This is a genomic window from Citrobacter sp. Cpo142 (genome assembly GCF_030332425.1).
GTDB classification, from domain to species: Bacteria; Pseudomonadota; Gammaproteobacteria; order Enterobacterales; family Enterobacteriaceae; genus Citrobacter; species Citrobacter portucalensis.
The window spans coordinates 98,851-119,228 of the sequence record NZ_JAOWHW010000142.1 but is presented as its reverse complement, the minus strand read 5'-3'; the positions used below and the strand labels follow the sequence as shown (position 1 = coordinate 119,228).

Here is a 20,378-nt window from a genome sequence, read left to right as displayed (position 1 = left end):
CTCTGGCGTCAACAACGAGAGAGTTGCCGAATGACGACGCAACAGCGTCTTTTCCGGTCTACGGGGAACACACACCATCATGAGCAAAATAAAACAAGCAGACATCGACCGGCTGATTGAGCTGGTTGGCGGGCGCGACAATATCGCTACGGTGAGTCACTGCATTACTCGCCTGCGTTTTGTCCTGAATCAGCCAGCGAACGCCAGGCCGAAAGAGATCGAATTGTTGCCAATGGTCAAAGGCTGCTTCACCAACGCCGGGCAATTTCAGGTGGTAATTGGCACCGAGGTGGGCGATTACTACAAAGCGCTGTTGGCGACCACCGGACAAGCCAGTGCCGACAAAGAGCAGGCAAAGAAAGCGGCGCGGCAGAACATGAAGTGGCACGAGCAGCTGATTTCTCACTTCGCGGAGATCTTCTTCCCGCTGCTGCCAGCGCTGATTAGCGGCGGCCTGATCTTAGGTTTCCGTAACGTGATCGGCGATCTGCCCATGAGTAACGGGCAGACGCTGGCGCAGATGCATCCTTCGCTGAAAACCCTCTATGACTTCCTGTGGCTGATTGGCGAAGCGATCTTCTTCTATTTGCCGGTCGGGATCTGTTGGTCGGCGGTGAAGAAAATGGGCGGTACGCCGATCCTCGGTATTGTGCTGGGCGTGACCCTGGTTTCTCCGCAACTGATGAACGCCTATTTGCTCGGTCAGCAGGTGCCGGACGTGTGGAACTTCGGCCTGTTCAGCATTGAGAAAGTGGGCTACCAGGCGCAGGTCATTCCGGCACTGTTGGCCGGGCTGGCGCTCGGGTTTATTGAAACACGCATGAAGCGCATCGTCCCGGATTACCTGTATCTGGTGATCGTCCCGGTGTGCTCGCTGATCCTTGCGGTATTCCTTGCGCACGCCTTTATCGGTCCATTTGGCCGCATGATTGGCGACGGTGTCGCGTTTGCGGTCCGTCATCTGCTGACCGGCAGTTTTGCTCCGATTGGCGCGGCGCTGTTCGGCTTCCTGTACGCCCCGCTGGTGATTACCGGCGTGCATCAGACCACGCTGGCTATCGATATGCAGATGATTCAGAGCATGGGCGGCACGCCGGTATGGCCACTGATCGCCCTGTCGAATATCGCTCAGGCCTCTGCGGTGGTCGGGATCATTATCTCCAGTCGCAAACACAACGAACGTGAAATCTCCGTTCCTGCCGCGATCTCCGCTTATCTCGGGGTAACCGAACCAGCGATGTATGGGATCAACCTGAAATACCGCTTCCCGATGCTGTGCGCGATGATCGGTTCCGGTCTCGCCGGACTGCTGTGCGGCCTGAACGGTGTGCTGGCGAACGGGATTGGCGTCGGCGGTTTGCCGGGCATCCTCTCCATCCAGCCGACTTACTGGCAGGTCTTTGGCATGGCGATGGTCATTGCGATTGTCATCCCAATGGTACTGACCTCATTCGTTTACCAGCGTAAACACCGTCTGGGCACATTACAGATTGTCTAACTTTTCTTCGGGGCGCAGTTGCGCCCCAGCGTATTTCCAGGAAACAACCATGAATATTCCCCACTGGTGGCAAAACGGCGTTATCTATCAGGTTTACCCCAAGAGTTTTCAGGACACCACCGGCAGCGGCACCGGAGATTTACGCGGCGTGACGCAGCGCCTCGACTATCTGCAAAAGCTGGGCGTTGATGCCATCTGGCTGACGCCGTTCTATATTTCGCCGCAGGTTGATAACGGTTACGACGTCGCAGACTACACGTCTGTCGATCCGGCCTACGGCACGCTGGAAGACTTTGACGAACTGGTGGTGCAGGCGAAAGCACGCGGCATCCGTATTATTCTCGACATGGTGTTTAACCACACCTCAACCCAGCACGCCTGGTTTCGTGAAGCGCTGGATAAAGACAGCCCGTATCGTCAGTTTTATCTCTGGCGCGACGGCACGCCAGACTGCCCGCCGAATAACTGGCGTTCCAAGTTTGGCGGCAACGCCTGGGGCTGGCACGCCGAAAGCGAGCAGTACTATCTGCACCTCTTTGCTCCGGAGCAAGCCGACCTGAATTGGGAAAACCCGGCGGTCCGCGCCGAGCTAAAAAAAGTCTGCGAGTTCTGGGCCGATCGCGGCGTGGACGGACTGCGCCTCGACGTGGTGAATCTTATCTCTAAAGACCAGGACTTCCCGAACGATCCCGACGGCGATGGACGGCGTTTTTATACCGACGGCCCACGCGCGCATGAATTTTTGCGTGAGATGAACCGCGATGTTTTTACCCCACGCAACCTGATGACGGTCGGCGAAATGTCATCCACCACGTTGGAACATTGCCAGCAGTACGCCGCACAAGATGGTAGCGAACTGTCGATGACCTTTAACTTCCACCACCTGAAAGTGGATTACCCCAACGGCGAGAAGTGGACGTTAGCAAAACCCGACTATATGGCGCTGAAAACCCTGTTCCGCCACTGGCAGCAGGGCATGCACAATCAGGCCTGGAACGCATTATTCTGGTGTAACCACGATCAGCCGCGCATCGTGTCGCGTTTTGGTGATGAAGGTAAATACCGCGTTCCGTCGGCCAAAATGCTGGCGATGGTGCTGCATGGCATGCAGGGCACCCCCTATATCTACCAGGGTGAAGAGATCGGTATGACCAACCCGCACTTCCGCCAGATTACCGATTATCGCGATGTGGAAAGCCATAACATGTTTGCCGAGTTGAACGGCCAGGGACGCGATGCGCAAGAACTGCTGGCGATCCTCGCCAGTAAATCACGCGATAACAGCCGCACGCCGATGCAATGGGATGCCAGCAAACACGCGGGCTTCACCCGCGGCGAGCCATGGATCAATCTGTGTGACAACGCGGCAGACATCAACGTGGCGGCTGCACTGAACGATACTGACTCGGTGTTCTACACCTATCAGAAGCTGATCGCATTGCGCAAAGCGGAGCCGGTTATCACCTGGGGCGACTACCAGGATCTGCTACCGGACAGCCCGCATCTGTGGTGCTATCAACGAGAGTGGCAAGGGCAGCGGCTGCTGGTCATTGCCAATCTGAGCGATACCTTCCAGAGCTGGCAGCCAGCCCAGACCGACGGAAACTGGCAGGTGCTGATGCACAACTATGCCGAGGTTGCCAGCCAACCTGGGGACATGACACTGCGTCCTTTTGAGGCCGTCTGGTGGTTGCAAAAATAGCTTGCAATTATGTTCAGGCCCGGTACGCATAGCGCTACCGGGCGTTGCTATATACGCTTAGCTTAGCTTCCTGTTTTTGTTGAATAATTAATCAGAATTTTCTGCCCACAATTTACAATCGCTGTACTGCCCGTCATCTGTACGCTCCGATTTTTACTTTGCGCTACATCAAATAAATCGTAAACATCCTTGATGCAAATCACTACATATAGAACTTAAAATGCACGCCGACCCAATATGTTGTATCAATCGACTACAATTGCTACAACTACAGTGCACCGTTTAACGGTGGAATTGTGGATAAAGTGGGTCAGGATTGCGGGAAGTCATTGGCCAGATAGATGAATAAAGCCATGGCCGCTTCTCCAACCTCTGTGGATAACCTGTTCTTATAAATATGGAGTGATCATGACACCGCATGTGATGAAACGAGATGGCTGTAAAGTGCCGTTTAAATCAGAGCGCATCAAAGAAGCCATTCTGCGTGCAGCTAAAGCAGCGGGAGTCGATGACGCAGATTACTGTGCCACCGTCGCAGAAGTCGTTAGTAGCCAGATGAATGAGCGCAGCCAGGTCGATATCAACGAGATCCAGACAGCGGTAGAAAACCAGCTGATGTCTGGTCCGTACAAACAACTCGCCCGTGCGTACATCGAATATCGCCACGACCGTGATATACAGCGTGAAAAACGTGGCCGTCTGAACCAGGAAATTCGTGGTCTGGTTGAGCAAACCAACTCTGCTCTGCTGAACGAAAACGCCAACAAAGACAGCAAAGTGATCCCGACCCAGCGCGACCTGCTGGCCGGTATCGTCGCCAAACACTATGCGCGTCAGCACCTGCTGCCGCGTGATGTCGTTCAGGCGCACGAGCGTGGTGATATTCACTATCACGATCTCGACTACTCTCCGTTCTTCCCAATGTTTAACTGCATGCTGATCGACCTGAAAGGTATGCTGACGCAGGGCTTTAAGATGGGTAACGCGGAGATTGAGCCGCCAAAATCCATCTCCACCGCAACCGCCGTCACCGCGCAAATTATCGCGCAGGTTGCCAGCCATATTTATGGCGGTACCACCATTAACCGTATTGACGAAGTTCTCGCACCATTCGTGACCGAGAGCTTTAATAAGCATCGCAAAACCGCTGAAGAGTGGCAGATCCCAGATGCCGACGGTTATGCGCATTCCCGTACCGAGAAAGAGTGCTACGACGCATTCCAGTCCCTTGAGTATGAAGTGAATACCCTGCATACCGCCAACGGTCAGACGCCGTTCGTTACCTTCGGTTTCGGCCTGGGAACCAGCTGGGAATCGCGTTTGATCCAGCAGTCCATTCTGCGTAACCGCATTGCCGGCCTGGGTAAAAATCGTAAAACCGCCGTGTTCCCGAAACTGGTGTTTGCGATTCGTGACGGTCTGAACCACAAGTTTGGCGATCCGAACTATGACATCAAGCAGCTGGCGCTGGAGTGCGCGAGCAAGCGTATGTATCCGGACATCCTGAACTACGATCAGGTGGTTAAAGTGACCGGCTCGTTCAAAACGCCGATGGGCTGCCGCAGTTTCCTGGGCGTATGGGAAAACGAGAACGGCGAACAGGTCCACGATGGCCGTAACAACCTCGGCGTTATCAGCCTTAACCTGCCGCGTATCGCGCTGGAAGCTCATGGCGATGAAGCCACCTTCTGGAAACTGCTCGACGACCGTCTGATCCTGGCGCGTAAAGCGCTGATGACCCGCATTGCGCGTCTGGAAGGCGTGAAGGCCCGCGTTGCACCGATCCTGTATATGGAAGGGGCCTGCGGCGTGCGTCTGAAAGCAGACGATGACGTGTCTGAAATCTTTAAAAACGGCCGCGCGTCGATTTCTCTGGGTTACATCGGCATTCACGAAACCATCAACGCGCTGTTTGGCGACAAACACTTGTACGACAGCGAGCAGCTTCGCGCTAAAGCTATCGCCATTGTGGAACGTCTGCGTCAGGCGGTCGATCAGTGGAAAGACGAAACCGGCTACGGCTTTAGTCTGTACAGTACGCCAAGTGAAAACCTGTGCGATCGTTTCTGCCGTCTGGATACCGCCGAGTTTGGCGTGGTGCCGGGTGTTACCGACAAAGGTTACTACACCAACAGCTTCCACCTCGACGTGGAGAAAAAGGTTAACCCGTACGACAAGATCGATTTTGAAGCGCCGTACCCGCCGCTGGCGAACGGAGGCTTCATTTGCTACGGCGAGTACCCGAACATTCAGCACAACCTGAAAGCACTGGAAGACGTCTGGGATTACAGCTATCAGCACGTGCCGTATTACGGGACCAACACGCCAATCGATGAATGCTACGAGTGCGGCTTTACCGGTGAGTTCGAGTGCACCAGCAAAGGCTTTACCTGCCCGAAATGTGGTAACCACGACGCCGCACGCGTGTCGGTCACCCGCCGCGTATGCGGTTATTTAGGCAGCCCGGACGCTCGTCCGTTTAACGCCGGTAAGCAGGAAGAAGTGAAGCGCCGCGTTAAGCATTTAGGTAATGGGCAGATAGGTTAATTTCCGTTTGCAAAGGCCGTAGGCCTGATAAGACGCAATCGCGTCGTCATCAGGCATCACAATGTTGCCGGATGCGGTGCAAGCACCTTATCCGGCCTACATGCTTTCTGGACACCCGCTATGCGCTACCATCAATACTATCCCGTCGATATCGTTAACGGCCCCGGCACTCGCTGCACCCTGTTTGTGTCGGGATGCGTGCATGAATGCCCTGGCTGCTATAACAAAAGCACCTGGCGACTCAATTCCGGCCAGCCGTTTACCAAAGAGATGGAAGACAAGATCATTGCCGATCTGAACGACACGCGAATCCCTCGCCAGGGTATTTCGCTGTCCGGCGGCGATCCGCTGCACCCGCAAAACGTGCCGGATATTCTAAAACTGGTACAGCGTATTCACGCGGAGTGTCCGGGAAAAGATATCTGGGTGTGGACCGGCTACAAGCTTGATGAACTCAACGCCGCACAAATGCAGGTGGTGGATCTCATCAACGTGCTGGTCGATGGTAAATTTGTGCAGGATCTTAAAGACCCAGCGCTGATCTGGCGCGGCAGCAGCAACCAGGTTGTACATCATTTGCGTTAATTTCCAGGCGGTAAATATTCTGTTTTCCGCCTCTCAAAAACGGCTCACACACTCCATCGCAACCGCTTTGAACTCGGTGAAATTGCGACACGCGCAGAGTCGCGTCATCGCGCGTTCGCGCAGGAAGGTGACGAAGATATCGTAGATAGCCATCGCCTCTTCGTATTCACTCTTGCTGATAGCGAGCAAGAAGATCACGTGGGCCGTTTCATCGCCCCAGGCGATACCCTGTGGGGCGAGGATGGTGTAGACCACCGTTTTCTTTGCCAGCAGACCAAGGGCGTGCGGCAAGGCAATGCTGTCACCCAGCATGGTGCTGACGATGGCCTCACGCTCAACCACCGAATCAAGAAACTCCGCGTCGACAAAACCTTCATCCTGCAACTGACGGCATAAGGTTTTGAACAACGTTTGTTGATCCATTGGCTCGTCAACCACACGAAAATGGGCGGCATCGAAGAATTTGTTCAACATCCACGGACGGGTTCTGTCGACCAGCACCAGTTTGCCAATCTGCTCCAGCTGATAATCGGTAGGGAACGGCGCAATCATCACCACCGGCTTATCTTTTTCACCGATCCGCGCGGTTGAGATGACAAAATCTTCGCTGATGCTTTCCCGCTGTTCGTAGTCGCGAAGCGTTACGGTATCGACGATCTCTATCTGCGGATACTTACGCGCCAGTACCGCTTCAATCATCCGCGCCATCGCATTTCCGGCATCGCATACCAGCAGAACCTTCGGCTGTCTCTGGTAACCGATGTTGTAACTACGCTCCAGCCCGACGCCAATATGCAGCACAAGGAAGCCAATCTCATTTTCACTGATGGTGTACGGCGTATATTTTCCCCATCCCGAGACGGCGGCCAGCGTCATGTCCCACGCCATGGGGTAGTGCTGTTTAATATTTTCCAGCAGCGGATTGGGGATCATTATCTGGTAACGCACCCGGGTGATCATCGTCTTAATATGCGTCAGCAGGTCAGCATGTAACTGTTTGTCATTCAACAGGTTGTAGTTGTACTGGCTGTTGATAAAACGCAGGATGTAATTAACCAACGCTTCATCATCATCCGCATTGATAGCACTGGGCGCGATCTCTTGTACCTGGCGGGCAGCAATATGCACCTGTAGCCAGTTTTCTTCGGAAACGGAAAGCGGTTTGTCTGCCAGGCGGTGCAATACCGCCGCGATTTCCCGCGTGGCCAGGCACACCGATTGATCGGCCTCTTCTGCGGCAAAATCCGGGAGTGGATACCCTTCGCTAATCCGCCGTACCGCCACCGCGCAGTACAAGCGTAAAAACAGCTCGCCCTCATCGGTCAGACGAATATGGAAACGGGCAAAAATGTCCTGCAAAACGGGTTGCAGTTGCTCAGGAAGCCCCGCATTCAGCGCTTCTTGCGTGACTAACGGGTGCTGCGGATCCTGCTGCGCCAGCGTCCACAGCAGATCGGTCAAACAGGCGCGGATCGCCATTTCACTGCCGAACAGCTTCATGCCGTGACGGGGACGCGTTTCCAGCGTCAGATGATAGCGTTGCAGATGCTCGCGCACCTCAGCCATATCGTTTTGCAGCGTCGCGCGACTGATAAACCATTCATCAGCCAAATCTTCAAGCTTCAGCGAGAAAGCCGACGTCAGAAAACGCACCACCAGCCAGTGTATCCGTTCCTGGCTGGTGCGTGGGATGCGCAGCAACGTATTGGGCTGCTGCGTTTGCAGGGTGTGAAAGCTTGCCGGGTCGTCAATTTTGAGCTGATAACCATTACCCCGACTGAGGACAAACTGTGCGCCGTACTGGGTGAGCAGCGCGTTTAGCGCGGTGATATCCGCCCGTACGGTGCGTGTGGAAACCGACAACCGCTGCGCCAGCTCGTCCTGTGGAAGCGCTTCGTTTTGCAACATGTCAAACAGCTGTGCTAAACGTTGGTTGGGGAATCGCACGTCAGTTTCCTCATCTGTCAGTTAGCCTACGCAGGCCCGGGTCATCGCCATCAGCTGGCGTACGTCGTCCGGACGAGTGTTACCACTCACCTTATCAATAATCGAACTATAGATGTGAGGAATGATTTTACCCACTCCGGCATCGAGGGCAATTTGCAGGATTTCAGTGAAATTATCCAGATCGATACCGCCGGTTGGCTCCAGCCAGAAGTCATGACGGGCGCAGGCCTGCGCGACCGCAATGTACTCGTCACGGCATTTCAGGCCGCCCATCGGGAAGTATTTAATTGAGCTACCGCCCATGTCTTTGAGCAGCGCAATCGCGGTTTCTACCGGCACAATACCGTCCGGCGTCTGGCTGCTCAACGGACCAGTGGAGATTTTCACCTTGCCCGGCGTGCCGGTTGGCGAGACCAGACCGTTGACCACTGTCTCCTGCTGGCCCAGCAGCGCGCGACTGGTGGCCACGCCGGTAAAGACCTGATTAACATGCTGGGGCTGCACCTGACGGGAGATTTCACTGACCATCGCCGACTGGTTAGGATCGCCCGCCCCCAGCCCCACGGAGAGCGCATTGTCGATAAGGGCCGCGTATTCACGCATATCCGCTACTGCGCTTGCGACATCCGGATAATTTTTTGACAACACGCCAACCAGCACGTGTCCTTCCGCCGCCGCGTAAATATCCCGGGCATTTTCTTTGGAGCCTGCCAGCACGTTCAGGCAGACGCGGTCGCGATAAAAGTTAGGGGTCAGTTTCATGCGTTTTTCTCCTGCGAAATCACTTCACCAATTCGACGGGCCACAATCTCCAGCTGCGCGCGATCGACACTGCGCACATCGGCTTCGATAATGCCTTCATTGGCTTTGTAACCACGGAAGTAAATCGCGTACTCCCCCTGTTTCAGCGCGTCGACCAGTTCCCCCGTGGCGATCCCGGTTACCGCTTCATCAAACTTAATTTCCGTGCGTGCGATGTCGCGCCCTGCACTATCCCACACCACGCGGGCGCTCACGCCGTTAAGCTGGTTCAAGGCATTAATGAACGGCGTCATTTTCTCGACCATCTCCACGCCGCTCTCTTTCTGCGCGTTCAAATACAGTTCGATGGCGCAGGTCAGTCCAAGAATTCCCTCTTTGCCCACCTTCATCGCCCGGCCAATTCCCGCCGTCTGGCGCTTCACCCACTCAACGTACTGGGTTTTACCTATCACCAGACCGCTGGTTGGTCCTTCTATCGCCTTGGCGCCACTATAAATCACCAGATCTGCACCAACCCGGTAATAGCACTGCAAATCCTCTTCCGCCGCCGCGTCCACAATCAGCGGTAGATTATGCGTACGCGCCACCACCGCAGCCTGCTCCACGCTGAGCATACTTTTCTGGACGCAGTGGTGAGATTTGATATACAGAATGGCCGCCGTACGCGGTGTAATGGCCGCCGCCAGCTGCGCCGCGGAACATTCGTTGGCATAACCGGCTTCCACTAACTTACCGCCGCCAAGCGCCACCATGGTGCCTACCGGAGCGCCAAAGTTGACGTTGTGACCTCTGGGCAGCACGATTTCGTTGTTCTCGATGGGCGTGACGTGCAGATTCTCCAGCAGCCAGTCGCTGTCTTTAACCAGTACGCCAGCCACCGATAGGGCGATCCCCGCCGAGGCGCAGGAGACAACGGTTGCCCCTTCCACTTCCAGCAATTTCGCGATGTAGTCGCCAGTTTTATTGACCAGATCTTTCATCTCGAAATAGTGGTTCATCCCCGCCATCGCCGCTTCAACCACTTCTGGTCGCGGCGTGGAAACGCCAAGCGCCGTCATGCGGCCTGAGGTATTAATCACCTGTTTTAAATCGTATTTCTCAAAAATCGAAGGCATGTTCCGCGCTCCCTTGTTCGGTCATATAGCCCTTGCCCGCACGTATTGCGGCAAGCGGCACCAGCAGTTGTTCAGCCTGCAGGCTGTCGTTTTCTGCATCTACCAGCACGGTTGGCTGGCGCTTAAGCGTAAAGAGGGTTAAATCGGCATCCAGACCGACCTGCAGCCGCCCCTTCTGTTTCAGGCGCAGACCATCGGCGGCATTGGCGGTAACGCATTCAATGACCTGCGGAAGCGACATCCCAATGGCGAGGAATTTCGACATCACATTCGCCAGGGAATGTACCGGGCCGCTGATACGGTTGCGGCAATAAATATCGGAGCTGATGGTGTGCGGCAAAATGCCCTGGCCGATAGCGCGTTTTGCCACCGCAAAGCTCAGGCTGGCGGTGCCATGCCCAACGTCCAGACGCACGCCGCGTGAAATCGCCCGCGTCACTAACGCCCGCAGCTCGCCTTGCGGCGTCAGAATGCGATTCGGCTTACCGTTGTAGCAGTGGGTAATAATGTCGCCCGCGCTCAGGCGCTCGGCGATATCATCGAGATTCGGCGGGTTGTTGCCGATATGCACCATCAGCGGCAGGTCGCCGTTCTGTGCTTGCATCGCTTTGGCGCGATCCAGCGGCGTGATGCCATTTTCACCGACTACGCTGCTGCTCATGCGCGCCTTCAAACCGACGATAAAATCAGGGTGGCGTTTCACCGCCTCTCGCACCGCATCAGCGTCAATATTGGCCATGTTGGCCAGCTCGTTCTGGGCGATAAGCCCTACGCGGGAGATGTTCAGCAACGCATACACTTCGGTCGCAGCTTCCCGGGTCAGGGTGTAAAAATCGTCGATGTCATCCGCCCCGGTGCTGCCCGCATCCACCACGGTAGTGACGCCGGTCGCAATACCGACGCTATCCGGCTGGTCGTGATAAATCGGGGATTTCGGGTAGCAATGAACGTGGGAGTCAATCCAGCCTGCGCTGACGTAGCACTCACCGCCCAGCTCGATGGTTTTCAGCGCCGGACCATCAACGTCACCCAACGCCGCGATCTTGCCGTCTTTGAGCGCAATATCGCTCACCGTATCGTCAACGAGGCGCGCACGGCGCAGGAGTAAATCAAACATGTCTCTCTCTCCTGTTGAAATGGGGGCGGTCGTGTAGGCCTGATAAGGCGCAGCCGCCATCAGGCCTACAACGACACACCATCAGCTAATAGCAATCGGGAAGATGGACCCGAGGATCATTGCGCCGAGGATCGCCCCGCCGGTAATCGGTTTTTGCCACAGATAAAACAGCAGCGCGCCCGCCAGAGAACCGATTCCGATAGGAATAGAAGCCGTCATCGCGCTAAGGATAATCAACGGTCCGAGGAAGCGGCCGGAGGCGTTACCGGCCCCCATCATGACGTCCGCACCGTAGGTTGAGTCGCTCTGGTTGATGGTGAACTTACGCGCCAGGATGATGATGTAGCCAATCGCTAGACCAATCACCAGACCGGTGACCAGCGAGGCGGCGAAGTTGGCGACCGGGAAGATAATGCCCGCGCCCAGCAGCAGCGCCGGAACACCTAACCCAACCCCGGTTTGAATCGCCCCGCCGATATCCAAAATCCCCACCAGCGAACCTTCAATGATGCGGGCAAACAGGAAGCTTGCGCCAAATGCCGCCACCGCTCCGTAGGAGCCGGTATCCATTCCCGCCTTCAGCATCGCCACAAAAGCCACTTCGTTAAATGCGCCAATACCGTACAGGTAGTACATGTGTGTTCCGGCAAATACGCCAGAGGAGAGCAGGCCCACGAAGATCGGGAACGACCAGTCAGCGAACCAAAAACCTTTATTCTGTTCCATGATGACCTCCGTTATTTGCCGCTGAGCGAGTTGTGGATAAGTTCGAGCCAGTTAGGCACGGTCAGATGGAAGGATTCGATCATCTTCATGTCGAAACCGCGGAAGAAGCCGCTCAGGACAAACAGCGCGACGATAGCTACCATCATCACTTTCGTGACGTGGTTCCAGCCGCTCTCTTCAACACCTTTGCCGATCAGAATGCCGAGCACCAGACCCGGAACGGCGTTGCCCATAATCAGCTGCGCCGCGCCGCCAAAAACGGTGGCCCAGAAGCCGGATTTCTTACCAGCGTCGATCGCCGCCAGCCAGAAGATTACTGGCATCACGGTGTTAACCAGCAGGTTAGCCGCGGGCACCAGCACCTTGACGGCGGTAACCTGCAACGCTTCCGGTACGGATGATGCGGTGAGGTTCAGGAAGGTCACCACGATCATCCCGATAACGCCGCAGGCAATTGCCATGCGTTTGGGGTCGTGCAGCGTTTCACCGACGTTGCGATTTTTAATCATCAGCGCGGCGGCGCCCCAGTTAGGGATGATGCGATGGTCGACGTCCTGCGTGAACGCCCCCGCCGCAACGGAGGAAGCCCAGGCATTAAAGAAGAAGCCCAGGCCGAACGAGAAGTGAGAAGCTGGATCTCCTTCGCAGGAATTCAGTTCTCCCAGAGTACGAAACGCGCCCATCCCTTGAGTGGTAGGCGCATGAAACATGCGTGCAGCCCCAGCGCCGACACCAACGCCAACGAGGCCGCCGATGATGAGCGATTTTATTAATATTATCAGGAACATAATTATGCCTTTTAATAGAAAATCAGCGTTGCGTAACGAAATCCACCTTGTCGAGATTGATGGCAGTCACGTTGACGGTCACGTCCAGCTCCACGCTGAAGGTGTGTCTTTCCCGGCGCAAAAAGAGGAATAGAAACGCCTCTTTGCGCACCGATTCACGCGCTTGAACAACCTGCACATCCTGTGGCTCAATACGCAGTAAGATATGCGGCGACGCTTTCATCACCGCCGCCTGAACGTGGTTCAGGGCATCGGCAAAGGCGCGAGCTTTGGTCTCGCCCTTACCCGTGACTCTCACCGTGGTGGTGAATTGCTCTTTCATGCTTAAGCGCCGTGTTTCTTTTGCCACGCCTGCACCAGGCGCTCACCGAGCTCTTCTTTGTCCATAAAGCCGAATCCCAGTACGTTGCACCCTTCGTTGATGGCGGTTACCCCTTCATCGACCGAGCGCATGCCGTATTTCGCCTTGTAGCCGTATTTGGTCTGCGCGGTAATCGCACCCGCACCACCGCTGCCACAAAACGAGATACCAAAGGTGGCGTTTTCCGCTTTCATCACGTCACCCAGCTTCATATCTGCTGCAACGCCCGGCACCACAACGGCACGGCCACCCGCTTTCTCTACGCCTGCCGCCACTTTCTGGCCTTTACCCAGACGATCGCCAATCACTACGGTAATCTGTTCCATCTTTTGCTCCTTAAAGGTTGTCTTTCGCGACTTCGAAGTGCACCGACAGCAGCCAGGCCTCTTCCTCAGGAAGATTGCCAAACTCGGCGACCACGTCGCGGGCAAGCGCCATTGATTCGGCAGAAATTTCATCAAACAAGCTGGCATCGACTTCTGGTAAGGGTTCACCCGTTACCGAGCGGTGCGCCATGGCGCGAACATGCGACGTCAGCATCTGTTCCTGTACGGCGTTGGGAATAATGTTGCGTTCACGCAGCAAGGCATACACCTGCGCCAGCATGCGGTCGGCCAGTTCCACCGATTCCCCCATGTCATTCATTACAGCTCCGTTATTCACTCGTCTTACCCCGTTAATGTCTCTGAGGGTAAATTAGCGACGGAGGTTATAAGTTTGTAGCGAGTTGTTTTCCACTTCGAAGTGGAAAGGCGTGCAGCGATAGTGATCTGTGCCGCAAAAAGGGCTGGAACCACGATTTATCACTGGAAGAATGTGATTGAGATCGCAAGAGCGAGCAGCAAAATGGAAGGAAGTGCGAACAATGAATGGACGATAAAAATGAAAAAATGTGATGGGGATAGCGTTTACTTATGGGGCGTGCAGTAACGGGGTATTTTATCCGGCCTGCGGGTATGCAGGCCGGATAGCGTAGATTAACGGAACTTCTTGTGGTTTTCGTTGCGCGTGGTTTTCAACTCTTCCGCAACGGCTTTCGCCTCTTTGACTTTACCTTCGTTCGCCAGCTTCAACGCACCGTCAATCTGGCCGATCAGCGTGTCAAAGCCGTGGCGAAAATCCTTCATCTCCGGGCTGTCCGGGGATTTGTTTTCCAGCTTCGGCGGCGTTCCCTTTTGCGCGTCCAGCGCGGCTGCACGCATTTTGGTTAACGCATCTTTCAGTTCAGTCGCATTATCCGTTTTTTCGACGATTTTCAGGTTGTCGTTGAGGATCCCCATATCGTCTTCAAGATCGGCTGCAAACGCAGAAGAACCAAGAACCAGCGTTGAAGCTGCGACGATCGCTAACAGGTGTTTACGCATTGCTCACTTCCTTTTTTATTATTCAAAAATAAACAAACGCCAGATACCCTCAATAATTCACGCCACAGCTTGAAGTATGACGGATATTATTGCCCGGCGATCTTCATCTCCGGCAACAGGACCGAACCACACTGAATATTACTGCGCGTTTCAATATCGTTGCCGACGGTGACGATATTACGCCACATCTCTTTTAAGTTACCGGCGATGGTAATTTCACTCACCGGGTACTGAATTTCGCCGTTTTCGACCCAGAAGCCCGCCGCGCCGCGCGAGTAATCGCCGGTAATGCCGCTTACGCCCTGTCCCATCAGCTCGGTAACCACAAGACCTGTGCCCATCTCTTTAAGCAACTGCTCGAAGCTTAGACCCTGTCCCGGAATTCGCCAGTTGTGGATCCCGCCTGCATGACCGGTGCTCTTCAGCCCCAGCTTACGTGCGGAATAGTTGGTCAGCAGCCACTGAGTCAGCACGCCGTCTTTAATAATGTCGCGGCGTTCGGTCCGTACGCCTTCGCTGTCGAACGGCGACGACGCCAGCCCTTTCAGCAGGTGCGGATGTTCTTCAATGGTCAGCCATTCCGGCAGAATTTGCTTGCCCAGCGAGTCGAGCAGGAAGGTGGATTTGCGGTACACCGAGCCACCAGCAATTGCGCCAACCAGGTGTCCGAACAGTCCGGTCGCCACTTCATTGGCGAAAATCACTGGTGCTTTCATGGTGGAAAGTTTACGCGGAGACAGGCGAGATAAGGTACGGCGAGCACAGTCAGCCCCCACCCACTCCGGCGTTTGCAGATCGCCCATCGCCCGGCCAATGGTGTAGGCGTAATCACGCTCCATATCGCCATTTTCTTCTGCGATTACGCAGCTGGAAAGGGAATGGCGCGTGGAGCAGTAGCCCTGCAGCATACCGTGGCTGTTGCCAAATACTTTGATGCCATAGTGGCTGTTAAAGCTGCCACCTTCGGTGTTGGTGATACGCTTATCGGCCTGCAACGCCGCCTGTTCAGCTCGGGCAGCCAGTTCGATAGCTTCGTCAGGGGAAACTTCCGCCGGGTGGAACAGGTCCAGATCGGGCGCATCAAAGGCCAGCAGTTCTTTATCTGCCACACCCGCACACGGGTCCGGCGAAGTGTAACGTGCAATGTCCAGCGCGGCCTGCACGGTGCGTGCAATCGCCTGCGGGCTTAAATCGGTGGACGATGCGCTGCCTTTACGGTTTTGATGGTAAACCGTAATCCCCAGTGCACCATCGCTATTGAATTCGACGTTCTCCACTTCACCATAACGGGTGCTGACGCTAATACCCGTGGTCTTGCTCACAGCGACTTCCGCGCCATCCGACTTACCTGACGCTAATTCCAGTGCCGTCGAGACTGCTTCTTCCAGAATCTTACGCTGCGCTTCAACTTGTGAGATTACTTTCATCGCAAATGCCATAATGTAGAGAGAGTTTCTCTGAAGTCTAACAGAGAACCGTTTTTCAGTGCGCATCTTAACTGGTAACATTAGCCTCTTTTTTTTAAGGAGCCTGACATGACTAAGCAGCCCGAAGACTGGCTCGACGACGTTCCCGGTGATGACATCGAAGACGAAGACGATGAAATTATCTGGGTCAGTAAAAGTGAAATAAAACGTGACGCCGAGGAGTTAAAACACCTTGGTGTGGAACTGGTTAAACTGGGGAAAAACGCGCTGGACAAAATCCCGCTCGATGCGGATTTACGTGCCGCGATTGAGCTGGCCCAGCGTATTAAGATGGAAGGTCGCCGTCGTCAGCTGCAGCTGATTGGCAAAATGTTGCGCCAGCGCGATGTTGATCCTATCCGTCAGGCGCTGGACAAGCTGAAAAACCGTCACAACCAACAGGTCGTTGTCTTCCATAAGCTGGAGCAACTGCGTGACCGTATGGTTGACGGTAGCGATGAAGCTATCGAAGAAGTGATGAACCTGTGGCCTGACGCCGATCGTCAGCAACTGCGTTCGCTGGTGCGTAACGCCAGGAAAGAAAAAGCGGGCAACAAGCCGCCAAAATCTTCCCGCCAGATCTTCCAGTATCTGCGCGAACTGGCGGAAAACGAAGAGTAATTCTTCGGCTATGACTCTTATAAGGGTAATAAATTACCCTTATAAGACATTTATATTATCAATATAATAATCAACACTATTCTTTCTAGCTATTTTTAATAGTACTCAAATATTGTTGCAGTCAGCACCCGAAAGTGATTGAATCTAAATTCTGAACGGAAGCGCTTCGGATAATATTTATATTCACAAGGATTATAAAATGGAGAAAAAATCAATTAATGAAAAATGGCGAGAACGTTTTGACTTTCTGAGCACACATGGATTACCAGGAACATCATCTTATAAAAAAATTTATAGAACAATGAAGTTTGGACAGAGGATAAGTATAGGAGCCAACTTATATGCTTTTTTCTTCGGTTTCGTCTACTTCTGCGTCCTGGGCTTATGGAAAAAGGGACTGGTATTATTTTTGGGCGTAGCGGCCATACAGGCCGCACTGATCGCAATAGAAACTGTGGCAGATATTGATATGAATGCCTTTGCCAAAGTCATAAATATTGGATACTCCTGTGTATGCTCTTATTTAGTCAATACTGCCTACTACCTGCGCATGGTGAAAGGTGTTGAAAGTTGGAATCCGTTCCAAGGGTTAACCCGAAAAAGCGCAGAAGCGGTGTCGAACCTGCCATCACGTCAGTATTAATCTCACAGGGAGCATATTTGGCTCCCTGCTATTATTAAAAAGCAAATAATAATGTAGTAGATATGTACATCGCAGCTGATAAGCAGGTGATAATGAATGCACAAAACGCCTTTAAACGATAATTTGACGATATCATTCCGGCAATACTCATCGAAAAACCAATAACAAAAAAGAGTATTCCAACCATGACGAAAAATATCGCCATACCATCACCATCATCAATACCTGCGGTTATGAGATACAAGAAAAAGCAAATTGCAAGAATTAACCCAATGAAACTTACCCATAGAGAAACCGTTACTATCTCTCTGTTACCATCGCATGAAGAGACTATACTCGCTATCATATTAATGAGACTGATCCTTGTATTGAATATTAAAATAACGTTTTCAATATGCAGAAAAATTATATTTATTGCAATGACCTATCAGAACAGGAAAAAGAAAGCTGACGACATTAGTTTTCTTTTTTATTTAGAGAAACAAAGTTTAGCGAAACGAGCTTGCCGGGTGGCGGTGCAAATACCTTATCCGGCCTACGATCCGTTGTAGGCCCGGTAAGCGTAGCGCCACCGGGCATTTTTTACTCTTCTTCCGCCTGAGCTTTCTTCGCCAGACCATCCAGCAGTTTTTGATGAATGCCGCCAAACCCGCCGTTGCTCATCACCAGAATGTGATCGCCAGGCTGTGCGGTTTTCACCACCATATCTGCCAGTGCATCCACATCGCCGCTCCAGTGTGCCGGCTGAACGCAGGCTTCAGCGACTTCTGCTACCTGCCACGGAATGTGCGGGGGTTGCAGCAGGAACACTTCGTCTGCACGCCCTAACGACGGCGCCAGGTCATCTTTGCACAGGCCCATTTTCATGGTGTTCGAGCGAGGTTCCAGCACAGCGATGATGCGCGCCGTGCCGCCCACTTTACCGCGCAGTGCCGCAAGCGTTGCCAGAATGGCCGTCGGGTGATGGGCAAAATCGTCATACACCGTCACGCCATTGGCTTCACCGCGCAGCTCAAGACGACGACGGGCGTTGATGAACGAGCCCAATGCATTGGCCGCATCCGCAGGTACGACGCCAACATGACGCGCGGCTGCAATCGCCATCAGGCCGTTGTGCATGTTGTGTTCGCCGACCAGGCCCCACTTCACTTCGCCGACTTTTTCACCGTCCAGCCACACTTCCCACTCGGAAGCATCGGTGGTCAGTTTTTTCGCCTGCCAGTGACCTTGTTCGCCCACCAGCTCTTGTTCGCTCCAGCAGCCCATCGCCATCGTCTGTTTCAGATTGATGTCGTTTTCCGGGTAGATGATGCGTCCCTGGCCCGGCACGATACGCACCAGATGGTGGAACTGTTTCTGAATAGCTTTCAGATCGTCAAAGATATCCGCGTGATCGAACTCAAGGTTATTGAGGATCAGCGTGCGCGGGCAGTAATGCACGAATTTAGAACGCTTGTCGAAGAACGCACAGTCGTACTCATCCGCTTCAATCACGAAGAAGTCGCTCTCGCCGAGGCGTGCGGAAACCTCAAAGTTGCCCGGAACGCCGCCAATCACAAAGCCAGGTTTATAGCCGCAGGCTTCGAGGATCCAGGTCGCCATCCCGGCGGTGGTGGTTTTGCCGTGCGTACCCGCAACCGCCAGTACCCAGCGATCGCGCAAGACAAAGTCATGCAGCCACTGCGGGCCAGACATGTACGGAATGTTCTTTTCCAGCACCGCTTCCACGCACGGATTACCACGGGTCATGGCATTGCCGATGATCACCAGGTCCGGCTGTGGGTCGAGCTGGCTGGCATCATAACCCTGAATCAGATCAATGCCTTGCTTCTCAAGTAAGGTACTCATCGGCGGATACACATTGGCGTCCGAACCGGTTACTTCATGACCGAGCGAGCGCGCCAGCATCGCCAGACCGCCCATGAAAGTGCCACAAATTCCCAAAATATGAATGCGCATACGTCACTATCCTTTTTTAATCTGGGGGCCATTTTACGCACATGTCCGGCAAGTGAGAAACGCATTTCAGGATATTCCGCAGTTTGCTGGCGCGATTCACCTAAGCGCAGCAATGGAAATATTTGTTAATATTGTTGCGGTCGCTTTACTCCACATAAATTGCAGGGAAAGTGTTATGAAAACGTTAGGTGAATTTATTGTCGAAAAGCAGCACGAGTTTTCTCATGCTACCGGTGAGCTCACTGCTTTGTTGTCGGCAATAAAGCTGGGCGCCAAGATCATCCACCGCGATATCAATAAGGCCGGTCTGGTCGATATCCTGGGTGCCAGCGGTGCTGAGAACGTGCAGGGAGAGGTTCAGCAAAAACTCGATCTGTTCGCAAACGAAAAACTGAAAGCAGCACTGAAGGCGCGCGACATTGTGGCGGGCATTGCCTCAGAAGAAGAAGATGAAATCGTCGTCTTTGAAGGCTGTGAACACGCTAAATACGTTGTGCTAATGGATCCGCTGGATGGCTCATCCAACATCGATGTTAACGTCTCTGTCGGTACAATTTTCTCTATTTACCGCCGCGTAACCCCAGTCGGTACACCGGTCACGGAAGAGGATTTCCTGCAGCCGGGCAACAAGCAGGTTGCTGCAGGTTACGTGGTTTATGGTTCTTCCACCATGTTGGTGTATACCACCGGCTGTGGCGTACACGCCTTCACCTACGATCCTTCTCTGGGCGTATTCTGCCTCAGCCAGGAACGTATGCGCTTCCCGGCGAAAGGCAGCACGTACTCCATTAACGAAGGCAACTACATCAAATTCCCGAACGGCGTGAAGAAGTACATTAAATTCTGCCAGGAAGAAGATAAGCCAACCCAGCGCCCGTATACCTCGCGCTACATTGGCTCTCTGGTTGCGGATTTCCATCGCAATCTGCTGAAAGGCGGGATCTACCTGTACCCAAGCACCGCCAGCCACCCGCAAGGGAAGCTGCGTCTGCTGTACGAATGCAACCCGATGGCCTTCCTGGCCGAACAGGCGGGCGGCAAAGCCAGCGATGGTAAAGAACGCATTCTGGATATCACCCCAGAAAGCCTGCACCAGCGCCGCTCCTTCTTCGTGGGTAACGACCACATGGTTGAAGATGTAGAACGCTTTATCCGCGAGTTCCCGGACGCGTAAGTA

The 20,378-nt window shown here is 53.9% G+C and carries 20 protein-coding genes; 8 read left to right on the top strand and 12 right to left on the bottom strand.

Annotation, left to right across the window (positions count from 1 at the left end):
• Positions 1-79: 79 nt before the first annotated feature.
• The 4 genes from treB (at position 80) to nrdG (ending at position 6,332) form a co-directional block, all read left to right on the top strand.
• On the top strand, positions 80-1,498 hold the full coding sequence (gene treB / locus OGY18_RS21840; RefSeq protein ID WP_048215055.1) for a PTS trehalose transporter subunit IIBC: 1,419 nt from the start codon (positions 80-82) through the stop codon (positions 1,496-1,498).
• 49 nt (positions 1,499-1,547) lie between these two features.
• A complete protein-coding gene (gene treC / locus OGY18_RS21835) occupies positions 1,548-3,200 on the top strand; it encodes an alpha,alpha-phosphotrehalase (protein WP_286554331.1) in 1,653 nt (550 codons plus the stop codon).
• 408 nt (positions 3,201-3,608) lie between these two features.
• Positions 3,609-5,747, top strand: a complete 2,139-nt coding sequence (nrdD, locus tag OGY18_RS21830) for an anaerobic ribonucleoside-triphosphate reductase (RefSeq protein ID WP_003830363.1) — start codon at positions 3,609-3,611, stop codon at positions 5,745-5,747.
• A 120-nt stretch (positions 5,748-5,867) separates the two neighbouring features.
• Positions 5,868-6,332: an anaerobic ribonucleoside-triphosphate reductase-activating protein gene (gene nrdG, locus OGY18_RS21825; RefSeq protein ID WP_148362526.1), complete on the top strand. Its 465-nt coding sequence runs from the start codon at positions 5,868-5,870 to the stop codon at positions 6,330-6,332.
• Positions 6,333-6,365: 33 nt separating this feature from the next.
• Here nrdG and OGY18_RS21820 read toward each other — a convergent pair whose 3' ends face one another.
• The 11 genes from OGY18_RS21820 to pmbA all read right to left on the bottom strand — a co-directional run bounded on the left by OGY18_RS21820 (position 6,366) and on the right by pmbA (position 15,951).
• On the bottom strand, positions 6,366-8,279 hold the full coding sequence (locus OGY18_RS21820) for a BglG family transcription antiterminator (RefSeq protein WP_191221897.1): 1,914 nt from the start codon (positions 8,277-8,279) through the stop codon (positions 6,366-6,368).
• A gap of 21 nt (positions 8,280-8,300) precedes the next feature.
• On the bottom strand, positions 8,301-9,041 hold the full coding sequence (gene dagF / locus OGY18_RS21815; protein ID WP_191235831.1) for a 2-dehydro-3-deoxy-phosphogluconate aldolase: 741 nt from the start codon (positions 9,039-9,041) through the stop codon (positions 8,301-8,303).
• Positions 9,038-10,156 (bottom strand): DgaE family pyridoxal phosphate-dependent ammonia lyase, encoded by a 1,119-nt coding sequence (locus OGY18_RS21810; protein ID WP_286554325.1) that lies wholly within the window; start codon positions 10,154-10,156, stop codon positions 9,038-9,040. Before OGY18_RS21810 ends, dagF begins: the two co-directional genes overlap by 4 nt.
• The gene (locus tag OGY18_RS21805) at positions 10,140-11,273 is read right to left on the bottom strand and encodes an amidohydrolase/deacetylase family metallohydrolase (RefSeq protein ID WP_286554323.1); all 1,134 of its coding nucleotides are present in this window, start codon (positions 11,271-11,273) and stop codon (positions 10,140-10,142) included. Before OGY18_RS21805 ends, OGY18_RS21810 begins: the two co-directional genes overlap by 17 nt.
• An 81-nt stretch (positions 11,274-11,354) precedes the next feature.
• Entirely contained in the window at positions 11,355-11,999 is a 645-nt protein-coding gene (locus OGY18_RS21800; RefSeq protein ID WP_003830379.1) for a DUF4310 family protein, read from the bottom strand.
• An 11-nt stretch (positions 12,000-12,010) separates the two neighbouring features.
• Positions 12,011-12,787 (bottom strand): DUF4311 domain-containing protein, encoded by a 777-nt coding sequence (locus OGY18_RS21795; RefSeq protein ID WP_043018215.1) that lies wholly within the window; start codon positions 12,785-12,787, stop codon positions 12,011-12,013.
• A gap of 22 nt (positions 12,788-12,809) precedes the next feature.
• The gene (locus OGY18_RS21790) at positions 12,810-13,109 is read right to left on the bottom strand and encodes a DUF4312 family protein (RefSeq protein WP_191235834.1); all 300 of its coding nucleotides are present in this window, start codon (positions 13,107-13,109) and stop codon (positions 12,810-12,812) included.
• Positions 13,110-13,111: 2 nt separating this feature from the next.
• Positions 13,112-13,474, bottom strand: a complete 363-nt coding sequence (locus tag OGY18_RS21785) for an SFCGS family glycine-rich protein (RefSeq protein ID WP_003830384.1) — start codon at positions 13,472-13,474, stop codon at positions 13,112-13,114.
• 10 nt (positions 13,475-13,484) lie between these two features.
• The gene (locus OGY18_RS21780) at positions 13,485-13,793 is read right to left on the bottom strand and encodes a glycine dehydrogenase (RefSeq protein WP_003025758.1); all 309 of its coding nucleotides are present in this window, start codon (positions 13,791-13,793) and stop codon (positions 13,485-13,487) included.
• Positions 13,794-14,125: 332 nt separating this feature from the next.
• Complete coding sequence (cybC, locus tag OGY18_RS21775; RefSeq protein WP_003025756.1) at positions 14,126-14,512, bottom strand: cytochrome b562; 387 nt, start codon at positions 14,510-14,512, stop codon at positions 14,126-14,128.
• Between the two features lie 86 nt (positions 14,513-14,598).
• The gene (gene pmbA, locus OGY18_RS21770) at positions 14,599-15,951 is read right to left on the bottom strand and encodes a metalloprotease PmbA (RefSeq protein WP_003830385.1); all 1,353 of its coding nucleotides are present in this window, start codon (positions 15,949-15,951) and stop codon (positions 14,599-14,601) included.
• A 96-nt stretch (positions 15,952-16,047) separates the two neighbouring features.
• Between pmbA and yjgA the strand changes: the two genes are divergently transcribed.
• The 3 genes from yjgA (at position 16,048) to OGY18_RS21755 (ending at position 17,793) form a co-directional block, all read left to right on the top strand.
• The gene (gene yjgA, locus OGY18_RS21765) at positions 16,048-16,599 is read left to right on the top strand and encodes a ribosome biogenesis factor YjgA (RefSeq protein WP_079939075.1); all 552 of its coding nucleotides are present in this window, start codon (positions 16,048-16,050) and stop codon (positions 16,597-16,599) included.
• Between the two features lie 199 nt (positions 16,600-16,798).
• The gene (locus OGY18_RS21760) at positions 16,799-17,242 is read left to right on the top strand and encodes a DUF2628 domain-containing protein (RefSeq protein ID WP_079939074.1); all 444 of its coding nucleotides are present in this window, start codon (positions 16,799-16,801) and stop codon (positions 17,240-17,242) included.
• Positions 17,243-17,427: 185 nt separating this feature from the next.
• The gene (locus tag OGY18_RS21755; RefSeq protein ID WP_286554321.1) at positions 17,428-17,793 is read left to right on the top strand and encodes a hypothetical protein; all 366 of its coding nucleotides are present in this window, start codon (positions 17,428-17,430) and stop codon (positions 17,791-17,793) included.
• Positions 17,794-17,824: 31 nt separating this feature from the next.
• Here OGY18_RS21755 and mpl read toward each other — a convergent pair whose 3' ends face one another.
• Positions 17,825-19,201, bottom strand: a complete 1,377-nt coding sequence (gene mpl / locus OGY18_RS21750; protein WP_003830388.1) for a UDP-N-acetylmuramate:L-alanyl-gamma-D-glutamyl-meso-diaminopimelate ligase — start codon at positions 19,199-19,201, stop codon at positions 17,825-17,827.
• A gap of 175 nt (positions 19,202-19,376) precedes the next feature.
• On the opposite strand from mpl, the gene fbp reads away from it, so the two are divergent.
• Positions 19,377-20,375, top strand: a complete 999-nt coding sequence (gene fbp, locus OGY18_RS21745) for a class 1 fructose-bisphosphatase (RefSeq protein ID WP_003830390.1) — start codon at positions 19,377-19,379, stop codon at positions 20,373-20,375.
• Positions 20,376-20,378: the final 3 nt, after the last annotated feature.